The sequence below is a fragment of the Nocardia sp. NPDC052112 genome (assembly GCF_040680135.1).
In the GTDB taxonomy this organism is placed as follows: Bacteria; Actinomycetota; Actinomycetes; order Mycobacteriales; family Mycobacteriaceae; genus Nocardia.
The window spans coordinates 560,343-581,948 of sequence record NZ_JBFAWD010000001.1 but is presented as its reverse complement, the minus strand read 5'-3'; the positions used below and the strand labels follow the sequence as shown (position 1 = coordinate 581,948).

Genomic DNA, 21,606 nt, shown 5'->3' with positions numbered 1-21,606 from the left:
TCTCCTCGACGCACACCTCATGTGCGCCCGAAACCGTTGCATTCGCCCAGCTCAGCGAGCACATCGGTTAACGAGCATTCGTCCCGTTTCCTTCGATGCTAGCGGCAGGTCCACAGCCGGTTGACCGTGGCCGCCACTACCAACCGGTAACCTGGCGCGGTGCTCAGGCTCATCCGCGACCCGCGCGTCGTCGCCCTGCTCGTCGGTGGCGCGGCGCTGTTCATCGCGGCCGTGCTGGTCCCACTACCGACACCGCAGCAGCTGCAGGATTGGGCCACCTCGGTCGGCCCGATCTTCCCGTTGGTGTTCTTCGTGGTCCATGCGCTGGTCACGGTGGCTCCCATCCCACGAACCGTGCTGACGGTCAGCGCGGGCGTCCTCTTCGGACCCGCGCTCGGTATCGTCCTCGCCGCCTCTGCGACGACGGTCAGCGCCGCGCTGGCCATTCTGCTCGTCCGCGCGCTGGACCGGGATCGAGTGGCCGCCCACCTCACGCACCCGGCGGTCCGCTCCATCGATGCACGCCTGGAACGCCGCGGCTGGCTCGCGGTGGGCTCGCTGCGCCTGATCGCGTTCGCTCCGTTCTCGGTGATCAACTACTGCAGCGCTCTCTCCTCGATCCGCTTCTGGCCGTACTTGATCGCCACCGTCATCGGTATCCTCCCGGGCACCATCGGCACCGTCATCCTGGGCGATGCCCTCACCGGACGTACCCACCCCGGCATGCTCGTGGTCTCCGGGGTGCTGATCGCCATCGGCATCGTCGGTTTGATCGTCGACGCGCGCTGGGGCGCTCGCGCCCACGAACCGGATCGCGAGACCACCGCCCCGGTCACCGTGCCCGACTGACGCCAGGGCGTCGTCCGGGACCCGTTATGCAGGCTCTGCGTCGATTCCGGTTTGCGGTTGCTGGCGGGTGGCTAACCCGGAACAGCAGCGACCGCTCGAAGGGAGGTGACGAACAATGGTGGTGCACGCAGTCGAACCAGGACCCAACGGCAATAATCACGACAACTGGAATCAGGACCCCCGCGAAGATCTGGCCGACGACGTCATCCGACCGTGGGGCCGATGACAACCTGACCTAATCCACGGTCAACTCGATCGGGATGGCGAAAACATCGACCATCGCACCATTGCGCAGCACGGTCACCGGCATCGAAACCCCGATGGCGTCGCCGAAGAGTTGGCGTTGGATGCCTTGGGCGTCGGCCACTTGCGAGCGGGCGACGCTGAGTACGAGGTCGCCGCGGCGCAGCCCCGCATGATCGGCGGGGCCGCCGCGGACGACTTCGACAATGCGGACACCGGCAGGTTGGCCGGTGCGGGCGGCGACGGCTGCGGGCAGCGGGGCCGGAACGCCGACCAGGCCGAGGTAGGCGCGGCGCACGCGGCCGTCTTTCAGCAGGGTGCTGATGATGCGGCGAGTGGTGGCATTGATCGGGATGGCGAGGCCGAGGCCGACGCCCGCGACCGCGGTGTTGACACCGACCACCCGGCCCGATGAATCCGCAAGCGCACCACCGGAATTGCCCGGATTCAGGGCGGCATCGGTCTGGATCACGTCCTCGATCACCCGCCCGGCGCGGCGGGAGGCGACCGGGACAGCTCGCCCCAGCGCGCTCACCACACCCGCGGTCACGGAGCCCGCCAACCCCAGCGGACTCCCGACCGCCACCACCAATTGGCCGACCACCAGCTTGTCGGCGTCGCCGAGCACCACCGCCCCCGGCGCACCACCGCGGGCACGCAGCACCGCGAGATCGGAGAGCGGATCGATGCCGACGACGTCGATGCGTGACTCCACACCGTCCGCGAATACCACATCACCGCCGCCGGCCGAGCCGACCACATGCGCATTGGTCAGCAGAAATCCGTCATCGGTGAAGACCACCGCGGATCCGCTGCCCCGCCGGGTGCGCACGCTCGCCACATGGGGGGTGACCGACGCCGCGACGGAGATCACCGACCGCGAGTACGCGTCCATCGCCGATTCATCGAGATCGTGTTGCCGTGTGGCGTCATCCGGACCCGACAACGGGATCGACTCGTCGTCCACGCTGACCACCATCCTGCTCATCGGGCGCGCACTCCCAATCGAGCCCGCCCCCTCCAGCATCCTCCGCCGCACTTCCCGGTGCAGGATGTTCGCCACAGGCGCAACCGGATTCATCCGACGTTCGCGTCGGTCCCGGATTCGATTACGCGCCCGGCACGCGATCCAGGAAGCCGTACACGCCGATGATCCGGCCATCCTCGGCGAGGGTGATCACATCCGTACCAGCGACCGGCGCACTCCCGTCGGCCGCGACCAGCTCCCAGGAGAACCGCGCGGTGCTGTGGTGTCCGTCGATCGCACCGAGTTGCCGGAATTCGAACCCGGGGAACTGCTCGTGCACGCCCCCGATGGCGGCGGCCAGTTGGTCGTGCCCGGTGACATCGGCCAGCGGATCGATGTAGAAGCCGTCCTCGCGCCACGCCGCGGCCACCGCCTTCGCACGCGCATCGTCATCGATGGCATTCCATGCCGTGAAGTAGCGCACCACCGCGTCCTCATACTGAGACATAGCGAATCATCCTCTGCTGAAAGGTATTTCGGTCTCCGCCGGAGGAAGTTCCGGCGGAGACCTCAACCTTGCCCGCTGCCGATCACGGAGTCGATTACGCGGGAGGTAAGGATCAGCGTGCGAACCAGCGCGGCCATTGATGGCCGCGCTCCCACACCGCGTCTCCGACGACCACGACCAGGTCGCAGACCTCGGTGACCGCGCGCCGCGACGCCCAGATGTGCTCTCTGCTCGGGACTATCACCGCATACGCACCGCAGCGCGCGATGGCCGAGAGCAGCCGCGCGACCGGATCACCGTGCGGTCCTACCGTCATCTGGACCAGTTCGTAGCCCATTCGAGCCGCGCAGCTGCGGGTCGCCCGCACATCGTGATCCACCATCGATCCCGAAATATCCCACCGCACGAACCCGATCGCCCACGGTTTGGCCGCCGCCCCGTTGCCAAGTGACCCCTTTTCGCTTCGCAACCGACCGACTACCTCCCATGGTTCCGACCCGCTCATGTCACCCACCCTGTCTGCCAGCACCCACCGAAAACGGTAGGAAAACAGCCGGGCGCGGCACCATGGTTTTGCGGGGATTTGCGGAAGTTGTTGACCCTTACGGCGCTGACCGGCGACGATTATGCGTAGCCAGCGCAATATCCACGCGAGACGAGGCCACTCTCATGCGTATACAACTGCTCGGCGGACCCACCAACAACACCGGCTCGCCCCGGCTGTGGATCGATGAGGATCGACATCTATATCTCGTGCAGGGCTACCGGGTTGCCCACGACGCGAACCGCGTCGAAATACCACATATGCTGCTCGGCTGGCTGCAACCCGGCACCTACATCGGCGCTCCACTAGTGGATTCCGGGCACGGCTCCTTCACCCTCGCCGGGCAGCCGATCACCGATCCGGATGCCTTGGCGCACATGCAGATTCCCGATCACGAAATCGCGGTCGCGGTCCCGGTCGGGCAGAGCCGGTGGGAATGGTAATGCAATGCTCTTCTTCACCATCGAGGAAACCAACGATCTCATTCGCGAAACCCGCAGCGATGCTTTTCATCTCGAGGTGTCCGATGATCACTCCCAGGTCTCCGACGAGACCGAACCGATGCGCCGGGTGCTCGCGGGCCTACCGCCGTTCGAGGAGCAGTCGTATCCGCCATCGTGGCGGGCCTGGGAGGAGCTCACCAGCGAGGTCGCCGGACGCGGCGTGCCGATCCGGCGCGTGCGGGTCGTCTCGGAGCCGCTCACCGACTACGTTCGGTTCCTGCACGCGCTCACCGATCGCAATCAGCGCTACGGCGAGGACATCCGCTGGCTGCCAAGGCATCTCGCCGATCCCTCGGAATACACCGACGACGAATGGTGGCTGCTCGACGAGACAGTCGCCTTCACGATCTTCACCAAGACCGGCGACCTGGCGGGGGCCGCGGTGACCACCGACCCCGTGCTGGTCGCACGCTGCACGACAGTACGAGATACACTGTGGAACAAAGCAATTCCGCACCACGACTACATGCCCGGCGGGCGGAGTGGATGACCGGTGTCGAGCAGTCCCGGCAAGCCTTCGGGGCACGGTTACGTGAACTGCGCAAGGCCGCACATCTGACCGGTGTGCAACTGGCCGCCGATGCGGGCTGGCATTCGGCCAAGGTGTCGCGTATCGAACACGGCAAACAGACGCCGAGCGATAGCGATCTGGTCGAGTGGTGCCGCCTGTGTGGCGCCGACCTGCTGCTGCCGGATCTGCGTGCCGCGCTGGCGAATATCGAGGCACTCTGGCAGGAGTGGCGGCGCATCGCCGCGACCGGACATGCTCAGCAGCAGCGCCGCCGCATCGAGTTGGAGGCGCGCGCGAGCACTATCCGCAATTACGAGAACGCGGTCGTTCCCGGCCTGTTGCAGACCGAACCGTATGCCAGGGCCGTACTCGAGACCTGCATCGACTTCGTCGGTGGTATCGACGATATCGACCGCGCGGTGGCGGCACGGATTGCGCGCCAACGGATTCTGCACCACGGCACGCATCGGATCTGCATCCTGCTGGCCGAACAAGCGCTCTACACGACGGTCGGTGATAACGAGGTGATGACCGGTCAGCTGGAACGCCTCATCGATCTCATGCCGCTGCCCCGGCTGGCGCTCGGCATAATTCCGCGTACGGCCGATTTCCTCTACACCACAACATGTTTCGTCATGCTCGACAAACGCATCGCGGAGGTCGAGACCATCTCGGCGGGCCTCAGCATCACCCAGCCGCGTGAACTCGCATACTACGAGAAAACCTGGGCGGCACTGCACCGGCAGGCTCGGTACGGCGAAGTCGCTCGGGCCATGATCACCGATGCGCTCAAGCTGCGGCTGACGCAGCCATAGTTACAGTGCCGCAAGGAGTTTCGCGGCCTTTTCGTAATCGCGCTGCCATTCGGGGCCGGTCGGGGCGAGGATGACACGTTCGACGCCGACATTTCGATGAGCGGCGAGCACTTCGACGGCGGCCGAGTGATCGGCGGGCAGCGTGGGCGCTACCACAGTCACCGCGGGCACGGATCGATCGAATCGAGTGGCCAGTGTCCGTAATTCGTCGAAATCGGCGGCCAATTGGTCGAGGCCCGGCTGCAGGGTGATCCACCCGTCGGCGAATTCCGCCGCCCGTCGCCGCGCTCGAGTCCCATTGCCCGCCACCAGGACCGGCGGCATCGCTGATCCGGGAGCCAGCGCCACGTCGACACCGTTGACCGTGGCGGTTGAACCGGTGACGAGCGCGGGCAACACCCGCAGTGCCTCGTCGGTGCGCCGACCGCGGTTCCCGAATGTCGTACCGGCCGCGCGCCAACCGATATCGCCGTGTGCCGGATTCCCGGTGCCGACACCGAGCAGCAACCGGTTCTCCGATACGTACTGCAGTGTGCTGATCTGCTTGGCCGCCCACGCCACCGGGCGCAATGCGAGCAGCATCACGTTGTACCCGATTCGGATCCGGTCGGTGACGGCTGCCGCGGTCGCGAGCGTCACGGTGCTGTCGAGCATGGGCGCGCTGGCCACGAGATGGTCCGTGGACCATACCGATTCGAGGCCGAATTGCTCGGCGAGGCGGGCGGCGGCCCGCACATCGCCGAGGATCGGGTGTGCCGGATCGGGGGTCGAGGTCGGGAGGATCACGCCGATATCGAAGGTCATGAACACAACGTTAGGAACGAATCGTGAGCGTTCCCATGACTCGATCGCTCACTCTCATGCCCGCAACGCTCATTCCGTCGCGGGCGCATGCTCGCCGGGTTTGCGGTGCAGGCCCTTTCGGTCGTAGTACAGGGTCACCAGCGCACCGATGACCAGGCCGATCGCCAGACCGAGCACCGCCATCCAGCTACCGCGTGCGAGCCCGGCGGCACCACCGGCATTGAAGTAGAGGATGGCGCGCACCCCGAGAAAGACCTGGTGCATGGGTTCGAAGGTGGCCAGCCACTCGAAATACCTCGGTGTGGCTTCGATGGGCACGCTACCGCCCGAGGAGGGCAGGCCGAGCACAATGAACAGGATCAGATTGACCAGCAGCCCCGCCGTGCCGAGCGCGGCCAGCACCGACAGCGCGGTCACCCCGACCGCGATGATCGCGAGCACGCAATACAGGAACAGCGCGAGCGGATGATCGAGCGGCACGTCCAATGCCGCTGCGATACCGAGGAATACCGCGGAGACGATCGGCGCGGTGACGACCATGATCGCCCACTTCAACAACAGGGTGCGCAAGCGCGAGATCGGTGCGGCCGGATAGTGGACGTACCACGGACCGTACTCGGTCGGCGCGAAACCGAGCGCGGAATCGGTCATCGAGTGGATGATCATCGCACCGGTGAATCCGGCGAGCAGCACCATGATCGTGTAGAAGAATGCGGACAGACCCTGTCCCGTGCCATCGGGCAGCGGCCGATACGGATCGACCACCACCTGGATCGGGTGGGCGAGCATCAATTGGCTGGCACCGGCAAGTGCCGGTGCCTGGCCGCCCTCGGCGGGTTGCAGCTGGGTCTGCACGGTATCGGTGAGTTGTTTACCGACGGTCTCGTCGACGCGCGTCAGCGCCTGATCGGCGATGCGCTGCATGACCCCGGTGGCGAAACTGCCCGCCCGTGGATTCGTGTGCACCGTGATGATCGGCTGCTCGACCTTGCCCGGCACCACACTTGCCGCGCCGAGAATCGCCAGCCGCTTCGTGAAGTCACTCGGGATGACGATCGCACCATAGACCTTGCCCTGGTGCAGTTGCCGTTGCGCCTCGGCGAATCCGATGACTCGCAGGTCGATTTTGTCGGCGGGCAGACCGGCGACGAGTGCGTCGGTGATCTGGTTGCCGACATTGGTCGGCTTGCCGCCCAGGGCATCCCCGTCGTCCTGATCGACCAGCGCGACGGGGAAGTCGTGCAGATTCTTGGTCGGATTGACCACGTACGCCAGATACATCGTGGCCAGCAGCGACATGAGCAAGGTGACCACGGCGATCGGGGCGATCCAGGCCCGTGGCCGCAGATGGCGGGCGGCGGTTCCGGCAGTCGTCATGGGCGCACCGTAGTCCGTAGGGGTGGTGTTTCGTAACCGCAGGGGGCGGGTGTCGGTGGCTGCTCACACCACGGCACCGACACCCATCACCGAGACCGCGGTCACAGTCGTCTCAGCGCAGCCAGCCCTTGCGTTTGATATAGACCAGTGGAATCACCGCGGCCACCAGGGTCATCAGTGTGGTGGCGAGAAAGCCGTGTTCCCATTCCAATTCGGGCATCCAGGTGAAGTTCATGCCGTAGAAGGTGGCGATGAGCGTCGGGGGCAGGAATACCGCGGTGATAATGGTGAATACCTTGACGATCTGGTTCTGCTTCACGTCGAGCCACGTCATCACCGACTGCTGTAGATAGCGCACCTTGTCGTGTTCGAAGCCAGCGTGCTGTTTCACGCCATCGATATCGGCGATCAGAATGGCGATCAGACTCTCGAGATCGCCGCTGGGTGTATCGGCCATGAGATGTCGTGCGGCGCGAGCCAATTGGAGTTGAGTCTCCTGCACTCGAGAGACGATCTCCTCGGCGGCGTTCATCCGTGACATGGTGCCGCGCATATCCGCGACGCCGATTTCGCGGCCACGGCGGTCGTAGCCATTGGTGGCCATCTCGATATCGTCGTTCATCGCCTCCAGCGCATCGCTGGCGCAATGGATGACGCGCTCCGATGCCTCGTTCAATGCCCAGAGCAGCGCGTACATGACCCCGTGCGAGGATCCGGTAAGGCCGGGATTGCGGCGCATTTTCGCGACGGCCTTGTCGAACGGTGTGAAATGCGCATCCGGTTGCAGGGTGATCAGGAAATCGCTACCCAGTGCGAAGACGATGGTGTGGCGTTCGATGGCATCGGCGCGCTTGTAGGTCAGGACGATGGGCAGATAGATGAAGCTGTCGGTCTCGAAGACCCGATTCCGCGCGGCGGCGAAGTCGACGCCGAGGCGTTCGCGCAGTACCGCGGCCGTATCCGTGTCGGTCGTCGCGAGCGGAATCCAATGCTGCTGTAGGACTTCGGTATCGAAGCGATCGGTCGGGGCGGCGGTCGCCCTGGTCATCGGCTACTGCCCGTACGACGAATGCGCCGGTGATACCGACGACGAACCGACCGGCTGCTGCGGATGCGCGTAATGCATCGTCAGTAGCCCCGCGCTGATCAACAGGTACAAACCGATGGTGAACCAGATCGCCTGTCGCTCGAGATTCGGTGCGCGGTGCGGAGATTCGACCTTGTTGAACAGCGTCGCCATGACAGGCTCCAATGCTTCCGTACGTCCAGTGGCCGCGCTCGCCACGATGCACCGGCGAACGCCATTGGCGGGGCACCCCGCTTCATCGTTGATCTGGGCGCACGAATTGCGCCATCAATCATTAGAAACCCACCGCGGCGGTCCGTCAATCAGTTGCGCAAGTATTCGCAATCGTGCAACCTTGGCTACACGGTGGAGGCGGAAGTGACGCAGCACGACGAGCCGCCCGGACTCATCCCGGCGGACCGATTACAGGACGCAGCAGCGGTTTTCGGCATGTTGGCGGCCACCGCCCGCCTGCAGATCCTCTGGTTGCTCAGCCAGGGTGAACGCGATGTCGGAACACTTGCCGTCGAAATCGGCCAAACCGTGCCCGCCGTCAGCCAACATCTGACCAAACTCAGACTCGCCGGTCTGGTTCACGTCCGAAAGCTCGGCCGCCGCAGCATCTACACCATTGCCGATCCCGATATCGGCGATATCGTGCGACTTGCCTTCCGCCACCATCGCCTCCGCGACGGCCCACCGCTCGGGCCGACCCCTGGCACGCGCTGACCGAGCTCGCGTCGCTTGTGCACCGCGGCGGCCCGAGTTACATGCGTTCGGGGGCGGCGATACCGAGTAGACCGAGGCCGTGCGCGAGCGTCCGTGCGGTCGAAGCACATAGCGCGAGACGGTTTTTCCGCAATTGGTCGGGCGCGCTGAGGACCGGGCAGGTCTCGTAGAAGGCGGTGAAATCGCGAGCGAGGTCGTACAGGTAGCCGCACAGTCGATGAGGTTCGAGGGTTGCGGCGACCTCGGCAACGACGGCGCCGTAGGCGTCGAGTTCCAGCGCCAAGTCCCGCTCAGCGGGTTGGAGTGCGATGGCCGAATCGATCGACACGGCGTGGTCGGGCGCTTTGCGCAGGATGGACCGGATTCTGGCGTGCGCGTATTGCAGATAGACGCTGGTATTGCCGTTCAGTGCGACCATGCGATCCGGGTCGAAGGTGTAGTCCCTGACCCGGGAGGTGGACAGGTCGGCATATTTGACCGCACCGATTCCGGTCGGTTCGGCGATCGCGTCGAGTTCGGCGGTCGGCAGTTCCGGATTCCGCTCGGCAACAACAGCTCTCGCCTTCGCAACGGCATCGTTCAGTAGGTCGGTCAGCCTGACCGCGCCGCCCGCACGGGTTTTGAACGGCCGCCCATCCGGACCGAGCACGGTGCCGTAGGCGACGTGCACGGCCTCGATGTCATCGGTCATCCATCCGGCCCGCCGGGCGGCTTCGAAGATGAGCCGAAAGTGCAATGCCTGTCGGGAATCGGTGACATAGAGCAGCCGCTCGGCGCGCAGGCTCTGCACCCGATACCGGATGGTCGCCAAATCCGTTGTGTCATAGCCATATCCGCCGTCCCGCTTACGCACCATCAGCGGAACCGGTCGACCGTCATGGCCATCGACCTCTTCGGAGAAGACAACCAGGGCGCCGTCACTCTCGACCGCGATGCCCTTGTCGACCAACTCGGCGACGGTGTCGACCAGCATCGGGTTGTAGAACGACTCGCCGACATAATCGTCGGCCGTCAGCAGCACACCGAGCCGATCATAGATTTCACCGAATGCGCGCTCCGATTCCGCGACGATCTCATACCAGCGCCGCAGGGTAGCCGCATCGCCGGATTGCAGCGCCACCACTCGAGTCCGGGCCCGTTCCGCGAATGCCGGATCGCCGTCGAACTCCGTCCGCGCCGCCTTGTACAGACCGTCCAATGCCGAAACCGCCGACGTATCGCCGCTCAGCTCATCATGGCGCCAGCGCACCCCCCTATGCTCATCGAGATATTGGATCAGCATTCCGAACTGAGTCCCCCAGTCGCCCAAGTGATTCTGCCGAATCACCGCGGCCCCGAGAAAGGTCAGCACCCGGGCGATGCAATCACCGATGATCGTCGTCCGTAAATGCCCGACATGCATTTCCTTGGCGATATTGGGCGCCGAATAGTCGACCACCGTCCGTCGACCGCGCACGAAATCCGATATCCCCAGCCGGTCATCGTCCAGTCGAGCCGAAACCTGTTCCCACATCGCATGATCCGACACAGCAATGTTGAGGAATCCCGGCCCCGAGACCGTCACCGCGTCGAACAGACCATCGCCCGAACCCAGTTCCGCGACCAATTCCATGGCGAACTCGGCGGGCCGCACCCCGACCCGCTTCGCCACCGCCAGCGCGACATTCGATTGAAAATCCGCACGATCGGAGCGTCGCACCACCGGATCGGTCCCCATCAACTCCGGACGAGCTCGACCGATCGCCGCGGCCACGGCCACGGCCACGGCAACCCGATCGAGCAGCGGCGACACTCCGGAATCAGCCACGCGCGGTCCCTCCTGTTGCTGTGGACAGTGAGTATCGCAGCGCACCCGGTGTCAGGCCGAACCATTTTCCGCTGCCGACGCTGACCCCGCCGGGTAGCGCAGTGCTGACAACGCCCTGTCACCGGACCGGCCGGTAACCTCGACGCGTGACCGACAGAATCGGTCGACGAGGAAGGGAGCGGATGTGACCACATTCCGTGGGCGCAGCGGACTGGTCGTGCTCGCGGCCGCCGGACTGTTGACCGGCTGTTCCGACAAGGCCGCGCCGGACGCTCATCCCGCCTCCGCACCCGCGGCCAACCCATTGACGAACTGCACACCGCTGACCGAAGAGCAGATCAGCCGCGCCGCGCAGGCCGACAGCCTCACCACCAACCACCGTCCCCCGGTCTGTGTGTGGCAGGCCCAACGCGGCGCCGACGAATCCGATCTGACCTTCACCTACACCGAACGCGAATCGCTCCAGCAGACGTGGCAGCGGGCCGAGAACGACGGCTTCCAGACCGAACATCTGACGATCACCGAACAGATCTTCGGCACGACCGTCACCGCGACCGGTTTCTACATCCGCAATCCACACGACCCGGGCGACTGCGCGGTGGCCGCCGCCGACAATGGCACCATCGTCTGGCGCGTCCAAAACCATTCCCGCACGACAGCGCCGGACCCCTGCGCCATCGCACTGCGATTGGCAACGCTGACCATCGATCTCGCGCCCTAGCTCTCGCGCACAACACCCCGGACCTCGACGAGATCGGGTTTGCTCGCGGGTTGCGCTGATTACTGCGACGGCGGCTGCCAGGGCTGTCCCTGGGGCCCGTCCGGCCGGTACGGCGGAATCTGCTGCGGCGGGGGCGGGGTCTCCTGTCGCACCGGCGCGGCCGGCTGTTGCGGGACGGACTGGGGCCGGGTCACCGGGGTCGCCACGCCCTCCACCGATGCGCGGGCATCGGCCTCCGCGGCGCGAACCGCCTGTTCGATGGCCGGATCGCGGGCCGTATCGAACCAGCCCGCGACATCGGAATCGTCCTCCGGCTTGCTTTCCACATCCTCGACCGGGGTGGGCTCGTAGCGGAATACGCCGTCCTCGCCCTTGGTCGCGAAGTTCTGGGCGAAACCCTCGAGCGCCTTGCCGAAATCGCTCGGCACCAGCCACACCTTGTTCGAGTCACCGCGAGCGACCAGCGGCAGGGTCTGCATGTATTGGTAGGCAAGCAGTTCCGGCGTCGGCTTACCGGATTTGATTGCGGCGAAAACCTTTTCGATGGCCTTCGCCTGGCCCTGCGCCTGCAGATAGGCCGCGGCCCGTTCACCCTGGGCGCGCAGAATCCGGCTCTGCCGTTCACCTTCGGCCGCCAGGATCGAGGCCTGCTTGGCACCCTCGGCAGAGAGGATCTGCGCCTGCTTGGCGCCCTCGGCCGTCTTGATCTGCGATTCGCGGGTGCCCTCCGCGGTGAGGATCATGGCGCGCTTCTCGCGGTCGGCCTTCATCTGCTTCTCCATCGACTCCTGGATCGATGGCGGCGGATCGATGCTCTTGAGCTCGACCCGCGCGACGCGCAGCCCCCAGCGGCCGGTGGCCTCGTCGAGCACACCGCGCAGTTGACCGTTGATCTGATCCCGCGAGGTCAGCGTCTGTTCCAGGGTCATACCGCCGACCACGTTGCGCAGCGTGGTCACGGTGAGTTGCTCGACGGCGGCGATGTAGTTGCTGATCTCGTATACCGCCGCCTGCGGGCTCGTCACCTGGAAGTACACGACGGTATCGATATGCAGGGTCAGATTGTCCTCGGTGATCACCGGCTGCGGTGGGAAGGACACCACCCGCTCGCGCAGATCGACCTTCGCCCGGATCCGGTCGGCGAAGGGCACCAGAAATGTCAGCTGACCGGAGACGGTGCGCGAATATCGGCCCAGCCGCTCGATAACTGCCGCCTCCGCCTGCGGGACGAGGGCGATCGACTTGAAGACCACCACCACGACCAGCAGCACCAAGACGGCGGCAACGATCAGTACACCCATCAGGGCCCCTTCCAGACGACCGCGGTCGCACCATCGATCTTCATGACGTACACCGTGGTTCCCTTCGGATACTCGACCGTTGTATCGAACGGCCGTGCGGTCCATTCCTCACCGCCGATTTTGACCAGGCCGCTGTGCTCGGCCACCTGTTCGAGTACCAGCGCCTGCTTTCCCATCAGCGCGTCCACATTGGTCGGGATCGGCGGCGGAGTTCCGAAGCGGCGCCGCAGAACTGGCCGCACCCCGACGAGAAGAACCAGTGCCAGCACCGCGAAGACGACCGCGTCGACGACCAGACCGGTACCCGCGACCGCGCCGACACCCGCGGTGCCGAGCGCGGCGACGCCCAACATGAGCAGTGTGAGGTCCCCGGTGAGCATCTCCGCCGCCGCGAGCAGTAAACCCGCGACCAGCCAAACGATTGCGGCCACATGCCCACTGTAGTTGTCCGAGGCACTCCTGTGGCGCGACAAATACGAGATCCGCGACCACAGCCGACCCCCACGCCCGACAATGCCGCGACCGTCGCTCGATATGCGCAGATCCGGGCCGTTCGGGAGGCCTTTTCGAACAATCCGGTCACGAGATTGCGCCAACTCGTGGGCCGCGCCGCATGTCCTGCCGATGCCGAAGCCGTTCGTGCACTGTTGTCGAGAGTCTGTGACCGGCACACCAACTCGGTTGCGCCGCAACCCGAAATCGCGGTGCTAGGTTCGGGCGGGTGAGCGGGCGTGACATGTATGGCGGCGATATCTTCTCCGGACATTCGCGAGCGAAAAAGCGAACGGTGCCGACGGTGACGGCCGAACGCGACCTCGTGGTGGAGGACGCGGCGACCGGATTCTGCGGCGCCGTTGTCGGATTCGATCGCAGCTACGACGGCGAATTCGTCAAACTCGAGGACGCGCGCGGTGCGGTGCGGTTGTTCGCGTTGCGCGAGGCGGCGTTCCTCATCGACGGTGAGCCGGTGACCCTGGTCCGCCCCGAAGCCGCGGCGCCCGAGAAGCAAACCCGGTCGGCATCGGGCTCGACGCGCGTGGCGGGGCTGCGCGCGCAGGTCGCCAAAACCAGCCGGATCTGGGTGGAGGGCGTCCACGATGCCGCATTGGTGGAGCGGGTCTGGGGGCACGACCTGCGGGTCGAGGGGGTGGTGGTCGAACATCTCGAGGGTTTGGACAATCTGGCCGAACGGCTGACCGAGTTCGCGCCGGGGCCGGGTCGGCGGGTCGGTGTACTGGTCGACCATCTGGTCACCGGTTCCAAGGAAAGCCAGCTGACCACCGGACTCGGTAAGTATGTGCTGGTCACCGGGCATCCCTATATAGATGTATGGCAGGCCGTGCGGCCCGCGGCAGTGGGTATCGCCGCGTGGCCGGAGGTGCCACGCGGTGAGGACTGGAAGACCGGTATCTGCCGTCGCCTCGGCTGGGGCACACCGCAGCAAGGGTGGCGGCGGGTCTACAACGCGGTCGAATCCTTCCGCGATCTGGAATCCCCCCTGATCGGCGCGGTGGAGCGGCTCATCGACTTCGTCACCGAACCGGAATGACCGGATCGATAGTTCGTCCGATCGCTGAAATCATGTCCCACTACGCGGAATTCGGCCCCGGCCGCCACAACCGTGCGGCGGCTGCCGCCGGTCCGGCAGTCCAGGTACTCGCGGTACCGGCAGACCGATCGATGCGCGCAGCTCACCGGGGTATCCGGCATGGACGCCCTCGAGTCGCAACCCTCCTTTATGCTCGATAATTATGTGCTCTCCTAGTGCCACGCTGACGGTGTGGGCCGGCTCCTGGCTGGCCGGTCGCAGCGCGCCCGACGACATCCTCGAGGCGTTGTACGCCTGGGCGCCGCGGCACACGATCGCCGCGGGCGACCCGATCACCGGCGGTCGCGACGACCTGCCCTGGTCCTCCCGCAGCAATCTGTCCGGCACCGGAGTCATGGCGCTGCTCAAGGTGATTCGCGAGGCGATGGCACATCCCGGCGCGCAACTGCGCTTGGTGCTGCCAGTGCCGGGCGATGTGCGCGGACTACCCACCGGAACAGCCTTTGCCGCGGATGCGATCGAAGCAGGCGAGGGACTGCTGTTCGGCGTGCCGGGCGAGGAGGGCACCGGTCTGATCCCGCAGTGGGCCGATGACGACACCCTGCAGTGGACCGTCTACAGCACCCCGATTCCGGCCGCGCCCGGCCCGGATATGTCGCTCGGCGAGGCGGAATACACGATGCGCGAAGCCGTGCGCGATGCCGCCGACGCCCTCATGCGACTGCACACCACTGCCGTCGGCGCGGCCGCCGACGCCGACCCTCGCGAACTCATCGAGGCTGAACTCGCCGACTACTCCCGCCACGACTATCCGGATTCGATTCCGTTGCGCGCCAGGCGAATCCTCGACAGCGCCGACCACGTCGCCGCCATTCTCACTGTCGCCCAACGCGAACCGGCCTCCTCCCCTACCTCCGCCACTGCTATCGGCGCCCAGGAAGACCTCCTACGCCCATTGTGGGACGCGATCCGCGCGGCACGGTTGGTTGCGGTGCACGCTGCGGCCAGAGGCAATTCGTAGCGCACCGGTTTCGACGCATGCGGCAGCCGACCCAGCGCGAGAACATCGGCATTCTCTGGTTGAATGGGCCGACCGATCGCCTAAATCATCAGGGAGGCGGCATGTTCCGCATACCTCGCATTGTCGCGGCGGTGACCGTCGCATTCGTCGTAGGTCTTTGCGCACCGACCGTTCCCGCCACGGCGATCGTGGGCGGAACTACCACCGAAGCGAGCGCCTACCCGTGGCTCGGCGCCGTCGGCAGCCCGTTGTACTTTCCTCGGCCGTCCGGGCAGTTCTGCGGCGGTGCGCTCATCGCGCCCGATCGGGTTGTGACAGCGGCGCACTGCGTCCAGTTGGCCCAACTGCTGCCGCAGGCCATCACCGTCACCTTCGGCCGCACCGATCTGCGCTCGCACGATGGAGTCACCGTGGGGGTCAAGGAGATTCGCATCCATCCGGATTTCCGGGAGACCGATTTCGAGGGCGAGACGGTGCACCACAATGATCTCGCGATCCTCGTCCTCGACGATCCGAGACCAGGGCCGTTCCTGGAAATCGCCGCACCGCAACCTGATCCGCGCGCATACGGCGACACCGCCACCATCGTCGGCTGGGGCGCGACCTCCGAGAGCGACACCTCGAATACACTCCTGCGATCAGCCGCCGTCCCGATCGTGCCGAACAGCACGTGCGCCGCCGCCTTTGGCTCCGCCTTCGACCCCGCCGATATGTTCTGCGCCGGATCCACCGACGCCGACACCGCCGAATACGACAGCGGCGATCCACTTCTCGTCTCGGGCCGCGTGCTCGGCCTCACCTCTTGGGGCAAGGGCAGCGCCCGCCCCGGGTTCCCCGGTGTCTACGCCTACCTCACCACCCTGAGCTTCTGACCCTCAGCCGACTCCGCTATCGCAGACTCTCCGCTGTCCCGATGAACTGACGGTCGACGCCAACGGAAGCGGCTTCGTCACCGATCCGCAACGGTTGGCTACCTCGGGATACCAATCGCCAGCAACCCGCCAGCACCGGCGCGGACCAGTCGTATACTCACGTCATGGCGGTTGAACCGTCCTCCACGGAATCCCCCGTGGCACCGGTTCTCGTGGTGCAGACGAGGGACCGAGTCTATCGGCTACGCGCCGGGGACGCATACAACGTCGGTCGCGATCCGGCCGCCGACATTGTTGTCAGCGATCCACGCGTATCTTCGGTACACGCCGTGCTGGAGCGCGGTGCCGACGGTTGGGAAATCGAGGACGCGGGCAGCCTGAACGGCACCTTTTTCGACGGTCACCGCGTCGCACGGATGCTGATCGACCATGATGAGACGTTCCAGCTCGGTCACGCCGTGAATGGCGAGCAGCTTGCCTGTTCCATAGAGGGGGACCAGGGACAACCCGGCGACGAGTCCGACGACGATATCGGCGGAGACACGATGATCGTCTCCGATCCCGGCTACAACCTCGAGGATGAGGCAACGATCACGAAGTTCTACGCGGGCCGGGCCCGGCGAGTTTCGCGATCGTCGCCTTCGCCGGCGACCGCCACCGCGGTCGTCCAGATCACATCGCCCACGCTTCGGATCGGACGCGCGGCCGACAACGACATCGTCGCGAACGACCTCATGCTCTCCCGCCATCACGCCGAGCTGCGCATGATCGGCGACGGCAGGTACCGGATCGTCGATCTCGACAGCCACAACGGCACCTACGTCAACGGCCACCGGATCGATTCCGCGGACCTGTCCGAATCCGACTTGATCGGCATGGGGCACACCACGTTCCGGCTGGTCGGCGACGAACTACGCGAGTTCGTCGACACCGGCGACGTATCGGTCTCGGTACAGGGCCTCACCGTGCGGACTCCGGAAGGCAAGGTGCTCCTGGACGGGGTGAGCTTCCCCATCCCGCAGCGCTCGCTCGTCGGTGTCATCGGGCCCAGCGGAGCGGGTAAGTCGACGTTGCTCGGCGCGGTCACCGGGTTGCGACCGGCCACGGAGGGAACGGTCCGCTACGACGGACGCGACCTGTACACCGATTACGACGAACTCCGGCACCGGATCGGGCTGGTCCCGCAGGAGGACATCCTGCACAACCAGCTTCCGACGCGGCGCGCGCTGCTCTACGCGGCCGAACTGCGATTCCCCGGTGATACGCGCACCGAGGAGCGTGAGCAGCGGGTCGACGAGGTCCTCGACGAGCTCGGTTTGGCGCGCCACGCCGATACCCGCATCGATCGGCTCTCGGGCGGGCAGCGCAAACGGGTGAGCGTGGCACTGGAGTTGCTGACCAAACCGTCGCTGTTGTTCCTCGACGAACCGACCTCCGGCCTGGACCCTGGCCTGGACAAGACAGTGATGGAAATGCTGTCGGAACTGGCGCACGACGGGCGGACGGTCATCGTCGTTACGCACAGCGTGGCGAATCTCGATTCCTGCGACCGCCTGCTGGTCCTGGTACCCGGCGGTCGGCTGGCCTATTACGGGCCGCCCGCGGAGGGGCTGCAGCAGTTCGCACAGCGCAGCTGGGCCGAGGTGTTCCAGGCATTCGATCGCGAGGAGGACCGCGACTGGGCCGATGAGTTCCGTACTTCGCCACGCTTCGAGAACTACGTGGCGGTCGGGCTGACCGACGATGTCGGCCCAACGGAAGTGCACACGCCTTCGCCGCCGCCCGCGCAGCAGTCCAAGCTCAGCCAGCTCAGTACCCTGTGTCGGCGATATCTGGCGGTGATCGCCTCGGACCGAAGCTATTTGGCGCTCCTCGGCGTGATGCCCCTGCTGCTCGGTGGCTTGATCGCCGCGATACCATCGGGCCAGGGATTCGTCGGGCCACCGGGATCCAACGTCGACGCCCCGACCAAACTTATGGTTCTGGCTTTCGCGGCATGTTTCGTCGGCACCGGCAACTCGATTCGCGAGATCGTCAAGGAGCAGACGATCTACCGCAGAGAACGCGCGGCAGGCCTGTCAGCAGGGGTCTATCTGATGTCGAAACTGCTGGTCCTGGGCGTGATCACGGCACTTCAGGCAGCGGTGCTGGTGCTGATCGGCACTATCGGTGTGGATATGCCCCCCAAGGGGCTGTTCACGTCGGTCGAGCTGGAGTTGATCCTGATGATGGCGCTGCTCGGCATCGCATCGCTGGCATTGGGCTTGCTGGTGTCGGTATCGGTGAACACCTCGGAGAAGACACTGCCGTTGCTGATCGTGCTGTCTATGGCACAACTGGTGCTCACCGGCGGGCTGGTGCGGCTGCCCGGTACACCCGTCTTGGAGCAACTGGCCTACATATCGCCCGCCCGTTGGGGGTTCGGCGCCGGAGCCGCCACCCTCGACCTCGACACCATCTCACCGCACGACGGCGCGGCCGACCCACTGTGGAAACACACCATCGGCACGTGGCTGCTCGATATGGGAGTCGTCGCCGGGCTCGGGATCGTCTTTCTCGCGCTCGCCTGGTACCGCCTGTATCAGCTGCGCCCGCGGCGCCGCGGCGCCCGCCAGGCGAGGCTTTGACGGTGGACGCTTACCCCGAAAGCTGGGTCGCCGCCGGGCGTCGCGGCGGGGTGCAGCAGTCGATTGCACAGGGTGCACCGTTCACGGTGCAGCCGTAGCCTGGAATGTCGCCGAGTCGGCGGGGCGATACGCCGGTCAGGTGCTCATCGATCAGTTCGACGACCAACCGGGCGAAGCGGGGATCGGTGCCGGGGGTGGCAGCCCTGGCGAACGCCATGCCGAGTTCCTCGGCCTTTTCCCTGGCCTCGTTGTCCAGATCCCAGATGACCTCGAGGTGATCGGAGACGAAGCCGACCGGGCAGACCACGACCGCGTCCACGCCCTTGCCGGACAGATCCTCGAGGTGATCGACGATATCCGGATCGAGCCAAGGGATGTGCGGTGGCCCGGAGCGGGACTGCCACACCAGGTCATAGTCGGCGAACCCCGTTGCGGCGGCACATAATCGGGCGGCCTCGGCGACCTGACGACTGTACAGACGGCCACCCTCGGCAGGCGGCCCCGCGGAAATATCGGCCGAAACCGGGATCGAGTGCGCGGTGAACACCAGTCGAGCGCCTTCCCGGCGCTGCGCGGGAAGAGATCCCACCGCGGTGCGAATCGCCGCGGCGAATGCCTCGATCAACAGCGGATGGTCGAAGTACTGCCGCAATTTCACCAGCTCCGGCGCAGCCGTCCCGAAAGCCGCACGCGCCCTTACGATGTCCTCGTCGTACTGCAGACAGCCGGAGTATCCACCCCACGCCGAGGTCGGGAACACCAACGCCGATCGCACGCCATCGGCTGCCATTCGCGCGACGGTGTCCTCGACCATCGGATTCCAGTTGCGGTTGCCGAAATAGACCGGCAATTCGATTCCGGCACCGGCCAATTCACGCTCCACCGCGGCGATGATGTCGCGATTGAGCGCATTGATCGGTGAGACACCGCCGAAGTGCAGGTAGTGCTGGGCGACCTCGTCGAGACGTGCGCGCGGCACGCCCCGCCCCCGAGTGACGTTCTCCAGGAACGGCATGACGTCCTCGGGCCGCTCGGGACCGCCGAACGACAGCAGCAGCAGGGCGTCGGCGGCCCGGACCACGGTGTCTCCCTTCGGATTACCTCAGTTGATCGACATATTCTCCGGGAACCAGGTGTTGTGGCTGGCTCCGCCGTCCACGTAGATGATCGAGCCGGTGGTACCGGGCAGCCAGTCCGAGAGCAGCGCGACGATCGACTTCGCCACCACGGTCGGATCGTCGACATCCCACCCGATCGGCGACGCGCCGTCCCAGTAGGTGTTGAGCTGGTTCAGCTTGGCGGCATCGTCGGTTGCGGTGCCCGCGATGGCCTTGGCCGCAAGGGTCTTGATCGGGCCGGCGGCGATCAGATTGGAGCGAATGCGCTTGGCGGTGCCGACCTCGCGCGCCACGTATCGGTTCACCGACTCCAGCGCGGCCTTGGCCACACCCATCCAGTTGTAGTACGGCATCGCGGTGCGCGGATCGAAATCCATGCCGACGAGCGAACCGCCCTCGTTCATCACCGGAAGTACCGCGCGGGCCAGCGAGGCATAGCTCCAGGCCGAGATCTCGAAGGCCTTGGCCGCATCCGGACCGGGACCGTCCAGGAACGGACGCGCCTCCGGGCCCATCAGCGTGCGCGGCGCGAAAGCGATCGAGTGCAGCACACCGTCGAGGCCGTCCGGCGCGAGCTCGGCCACTTTATCGGCCAGCGCGACCAGGTCGTCCTCATTGGTCACATCGAGCGGAATGGCCGGGGCGACCTCTTGCGGCAGCCGCTTGGCGATCCGATCGATCAACCGCAGCCGCTCCGGAATGCCGGTGATGATCACCTTCGCGCCCTGCTCCTGCGCGACCGCCGCCGCGTGGAACGCGATCGATGAATCGGTGATGATGCCGGTGATCAGGATGGTCTTGCCTTCGAGCAATCCGCCCATGGGTTTTCGGTTCTCCTGTAGTCGAAGTTCATCTGGTTACGCGACCGCCGAACAGGTCGGCTATCGGTCGGCTCAGTGGCCCATGCCCATACCGCCGTCGACCGGAATCACCGCACCGGATACGTAGCGCGAATCCTCGGAAGCGAGGAAGCTGACCACGGCCGCCACATCTTCGGGCTCACCGAGACGCTGCAGCGGAATGAATTTCTTCGCCATATCGCGCAGATCGTCGGGGAGCTCAGCGGTCATATCGGTCTCGATGAAGCCGGGCGCGACCACATTCGCGGTGATCGAGCGCGACCCGAGTTCACGGGTGACCGAACGAGCCAGACCGATGACGCCGGCCTTGGACGCGGCGTAGTTGATCTGTCCGGCTTGACCGGCCAGACCGACCACGGAGCCGAGGAAGATCATCCGCCCCCAGCGGGCCCGCAGCATGGCTCGGTTCGCGCGCTTGGCGCAGCGGAACGCGCCGGTCAGGTTCGCATCGATGACCTTGGTGAACTGTTCCTCGGTCATCCGCATCAGCAGGGTGTCGTCGGTAATGCCGGCATTGGCGACCAATACCTCGACCGGACCCTGATGCTGCTCCACTTCGGTGAAGGCCGCATCGACCGAATCATTGTCCGTCACATCGCATTTCACACCGAACAGACCGTCCGGAACCCCCGACCCACGATGCGTGACGGCCACCTTGTGCCCGTCGGCGAGCAGACGCTGCGCGACGGCGAGTCCGATACCGCGGTTGCCTCCGGTCACCAGGACCGACCGGGATGTGATGTTCGACATGAGGACCAACCTATCTGTTCGGGTTCGCGCGCCACGCCCAGGGCCACACATAGTGCTCTATGTA

General features: G+C 65.6%; 23 protein-coding genes. 10 read left to right on the top strand and 13 right to left on the bottom strand.

Translation table 11 applies throughout. The features are described 5' to 3' along the window. The first annotated feature begins 159 nt into the window (after positions 1–159). Complete coding sequence (locus tag AB0L58_RS02735) at positions 160–849, top strand: TVP38/TMEM64 family protein (protein ID WP_364379803.1); 690 nt, start codon at positions 160–162, stop codon at positions 847–849. 235 nt (positions 850–1,084) lie between these two features. Here the strand turns inward: AB0L58_RS02735 and AB0L58_RS02730 are convergent, their stop codons facing one another. The 3 genes from AB0L58_RS02730 to AB0L58_RS02720 all read right to left on the bottom strand — a co-directional run bounded on the left by AB0L58_RS02730 (position 1,085) and on the right by AB0L58_RS02720 (position 3,072). Further along, entirely contained in the window at positions 1,085–1,987 is a 903-nt protein-coding gene (locus AB0L58_RS02730; protein ID WP_364380208.1) for a trypsin-like peptidase domain-containing protein, read from the bottom strand. A 214-nt stretch (positions 1,988–2,201) separates the two neighbouring features. After that, positions 2,202–2,567 (bottom strand): nuclear transport factor 2 family protein, encoded by a 366-nt coding sequence (locus AB0L58_RS02725; RefSeq protein WP_364379800.1) that lies wholly within the window; start codon positions 2,565–2,567, stop codon positions 2,202–2,204. Between the two features lie 112 nt (positions 2,568–2,679). Further along, positions 2,680–3,072 carry a hypothetical protein gene (locus tag AB0L58_RS02720; RefSeq protein WP_364379797.1) on the bottom strand — a complete coding sequence of 131 codons (393 nt, stop codon included), beginning with the start codon at positions 3,070–3,072 and terminating at the stop codon, positions 2,680–2,682. 164 nt (positions 3,073–3,236) lie between these two features. On the opposite strand from AB0L58_RS02720, the gene AB0L58_RS02715 reads away from it, so the two are divergent. The 3 genes from AB0L58_RS02715 to AB0L58_RS02705 are packed head-to-tail and all read left to right on the top strand — an operon-like array spanning position 3,237 to position 4,940. Next, positions 3,237–3,554, top strand: coding sequence for a hypothetical protein (locus tag AB0L58_RS02715; RefSeq protein ID WP_364379794.1), 318 nt, complete (start codon positions 3,237–3,239; stop codon positions 3,552–3,554). 4 nt (positions 3,555–3,558) lie between these two features. Beyond that, positions 3,559–4,104: a DUF6879 family protein gene (locus tag AB0L58_RS02710; RefSeq protein WP_364379791.1), complete on the top strand. Its 546-nt coding sequence runs from the start codon at positions 3,559–3,561 to the stop codon at positions 4,102–4,104. Next, positions 4,101–4,940 (top strand): helix-turn-helix transcriptional regulator, encoded by an 840-nt coding sequence (locus tag AB0L58_RS02705; RefSeq protein ID WP_364379788.1) that lies wholly within the window; start codon positions 4,101–4,103, stop codon positions 4,938–4,940. Before AB0L58_RS02710 ends, AB0L58_RS02705 begins: the two co-directional genes overlap by 4 nt. Here AB0L58_RS02705 and AB0L58_RS02700 read toward each other — a convergent pair whose 3' ends face one another. The 4 genes from AB0L58_RS02700 to AB0L58_RS02685 all read right to left on the bottom strand — a co-directional run bounded on the left by AB0L58_RS02700 (position 4,941) and on the right by AB0L58_RS02685 (position 8,361). Beyond that, complete coding sequence (locus AB0L58_RS02700; RefSeq protein ID WP_364379785.1) at positions 4,941–5,744, bottom strand: LLM class flavin-dependent oxidoreductase; 804 nt, start codon at positions 5,742–5,744, stop codon at positions 4,941–4,943. It abuts the gene before it with no gap. A 69-nt stretch (positions 5,745–5,813) separates the two neighbouring features. Beyond that, on the bottom strand, positions 5,814–7,121 hold the full coding sequence (locus AB0L58_RS02695) for a DUF3533 domain-containing protein (protein ID WP_364379782.1): 1,308 nt from the start codon (positions 7,119–7,121) through the stop codon (positions 5,814–5,816). Positions 7,122–7,233: 112 nt separating this feature from the next. After that, the gene (locus AB0L58_RS02690; RefSeq protein WP_364379779.1) at positions 7,234–8,169 is read right to left on the bottom strand and encodes a CorA family divalent cation transporter; all 936 of its coding nucleotides are present in this window, start codon (positions 8,167–8,169) and stop codon (positions 7,234–7,236) included. Positions 8,170–8,172: 3 nt separating this feature from the next. After that, positions 8,173–8,361 carry a hypothetical protein gene (locus tag AB0L58_RS02685; protein WP_063040332.1) on the bottom strand — a complete coding sequence of 63 codons (189 nt, stop codon included), beginning with the start codon at positions 8,359–8,361 and terminating at the stop codon, positions 8,173–8,175. A gap of 204 nt (positions 8,362–8,565) precedes the next feature. Between AB0L58_RS02685 and AB0L58_RS02680 the strand changes: the two genes are divergently transcribed. Continuing rightward, entirely contained in the window at positions 8,566–8,916 is a 351-nt protein-coding gene (locus AB0L58_RS02680; RefSeq protein ID WP_364379775.1) for a metalloregulator ArsR/SmtB family transcription factor, read from the top strand. A gap of 37 nt (positions 8,917–8,953) precedes the next feature. On the opposite strand, the gene argS is transcribed toward AB0L58_RS02680, so the two are convergent. Next, entirely contained in the window at positions 8,954–10,723 is a 1,770-nt protein-coding gene (gene argS, locus AB0L58_RS02675) for an arginine--tRNA ligase (protein WP_364379772.1), read from the bottom strand. Between the two features lie 184 nt (positions 10,724–10,907). Here argS and AB0L58_RS02670 point away from each other — a divergent pair, with 184 nt between their 5' ends. Beyond that, positions 10,908–11,444 carry a DUF3558 family protein gene (locus AB0L58_RS02670; protein WP_364379769.1) on the top strand — a complete coding sequence of 179 codons (537 nt, stop codon included), beginning with the start codon at positions 10,908–10,910 and terminating at the stop codon, positions 11,442–11,444. Between the two features lie 59 nt (positions 11,445–11,503). Here the strand turns inward: AB0L58_RS02670 and AB0L58_RS02665 are convergent, their stop codons facing one another. Together AB0L58_RS02665 and AB0L58_RS02660 are read right to left on the bottom strand one after the other, a co-directional pair. Next, on the bottom strand, positions 11,504–12,745 hold the full coding sequence (locus AB0L58_RS02665) for an SPFH domain-containing protein (protein ID WP_364379766.1): 1,242 nt from the start codon (positions 12,743–12,745) through the stop codon (positions 11,504–11,506). Further along, positions 12,745–13,176: an NfeD family protein gene (locus AB0L58_RS02660; protein ID WP_364379763.1), complete on the bottom strand. Its 432-nt coding sequence runs from the start codon at positions 13,174–13,176 to the stop codon at positions 12,745–12,747. The genes AB0L58_RS02665 and AB0L58_RS02660 overlap by 1 nt, the downstream gene beginning before the upstream one ends. A gap of 290 nt (positions 13,177–13,466) precedes the next feature. On the opposite strand from AB0L58_RS02660, the gene AB0L58_RS02655 reads away from it, so the two are divergent. From AB0L58_RS02655 to AB0L58_RS02640, 4 genes are all read left to right on the top strand, one after another. Further along, complete coding sequence (locus AB0L58_RS02655; RefSeq protein WP_364379760.1) at positions 13,467–14,294, top strand: DUF3097 domain-containing protein; 828 nt, start codon at positions 13,467–13,469, stop codon at positions 14,292–14,294. A gap of 202 nt (positions 14,295–14,496) precedes the next feature. Beyond that, positions 14,497–15,315: a hypothetical protein gene (locus AB0L58_RS02650; protein ID WP_364379757.1), complete on the top strand. Its 819-nt coding sequence runs from the start codon at positions 14,497–14,499 to the stop codon at positions 15,313–15,315. 101 nt (positions 15,316–15,416) lie between these two features. Then, positions 15,417–16,187, top strand: a complete 771-nt coding sequence (locus AB0L58_RS02645) for a serine protease (protein ID WP_364379754.1) — start codon at positions 15,417–15,419, stop codon at positions 16,185–16,187. Positions 16,188–16,351: 164 nt separating this feature from the next. After that, positions 16,352–18,814 carry an FHA domain-containing protein gene (locus AB0L58_RS02640; RefSeq protein WP_364379751.1) on the top strand — a complete coding sequence of 821 codons (2,463 nt, stop codon included), beginning with the start codon at positions 16,352–16,354 and terminating at the stop codon, positions 18,812–18,814. Positions 18,815–18,824: 10 nt separating this feature from the next. On the opposite strand, the gene AB0L58_RS02635 is transcribed toward AB0L58_RS02640, so the two are convergent. From AB0L58_RS02635 to fabG1, 3 genes are all read right to left on the bottom strand, one after another. Continuing rightward, positions 18,825–19,895: a ferrochelatase gene (locus AB0L58_RS02635; RefSeq protein WP_364379748.1), complete on the bottom strand. Its 1,071-nt coding sequence runs from the start codon at positions 19,893–19,895 to the stop codon at positions 18,825–18,827. A 21-nt stretch (positions 19,896–19,916) separates the two neighbouring features. Further along, a complete protein-coding gene (gene inhA / locus AB0L58_RS02630) occupies positions 19,917–20,753 on the bottom strand; it encodes an NADH-dependent enoyl-ACP reductase InhA (RefSeq protein ID WP_364379745.1) in 837 nt (278 codons plus the stop codon). Between the two features lie 72 nt (positions 20,754–20,825). Then, positions 20,826–21,542: a 3-oxoacyl-ACP reductase FabG1 gene (fabG1, locus tag AB0L58_RS02625; protein WP_364379742.1), complete on the bottom strand. Its 717-nt coding sequence runs from the start codon at positions 21,540–21,542 to the stop codon at positions 20,826–20,828. Positions 21,543–21,606: the final 64 nt, after the last annotated feature.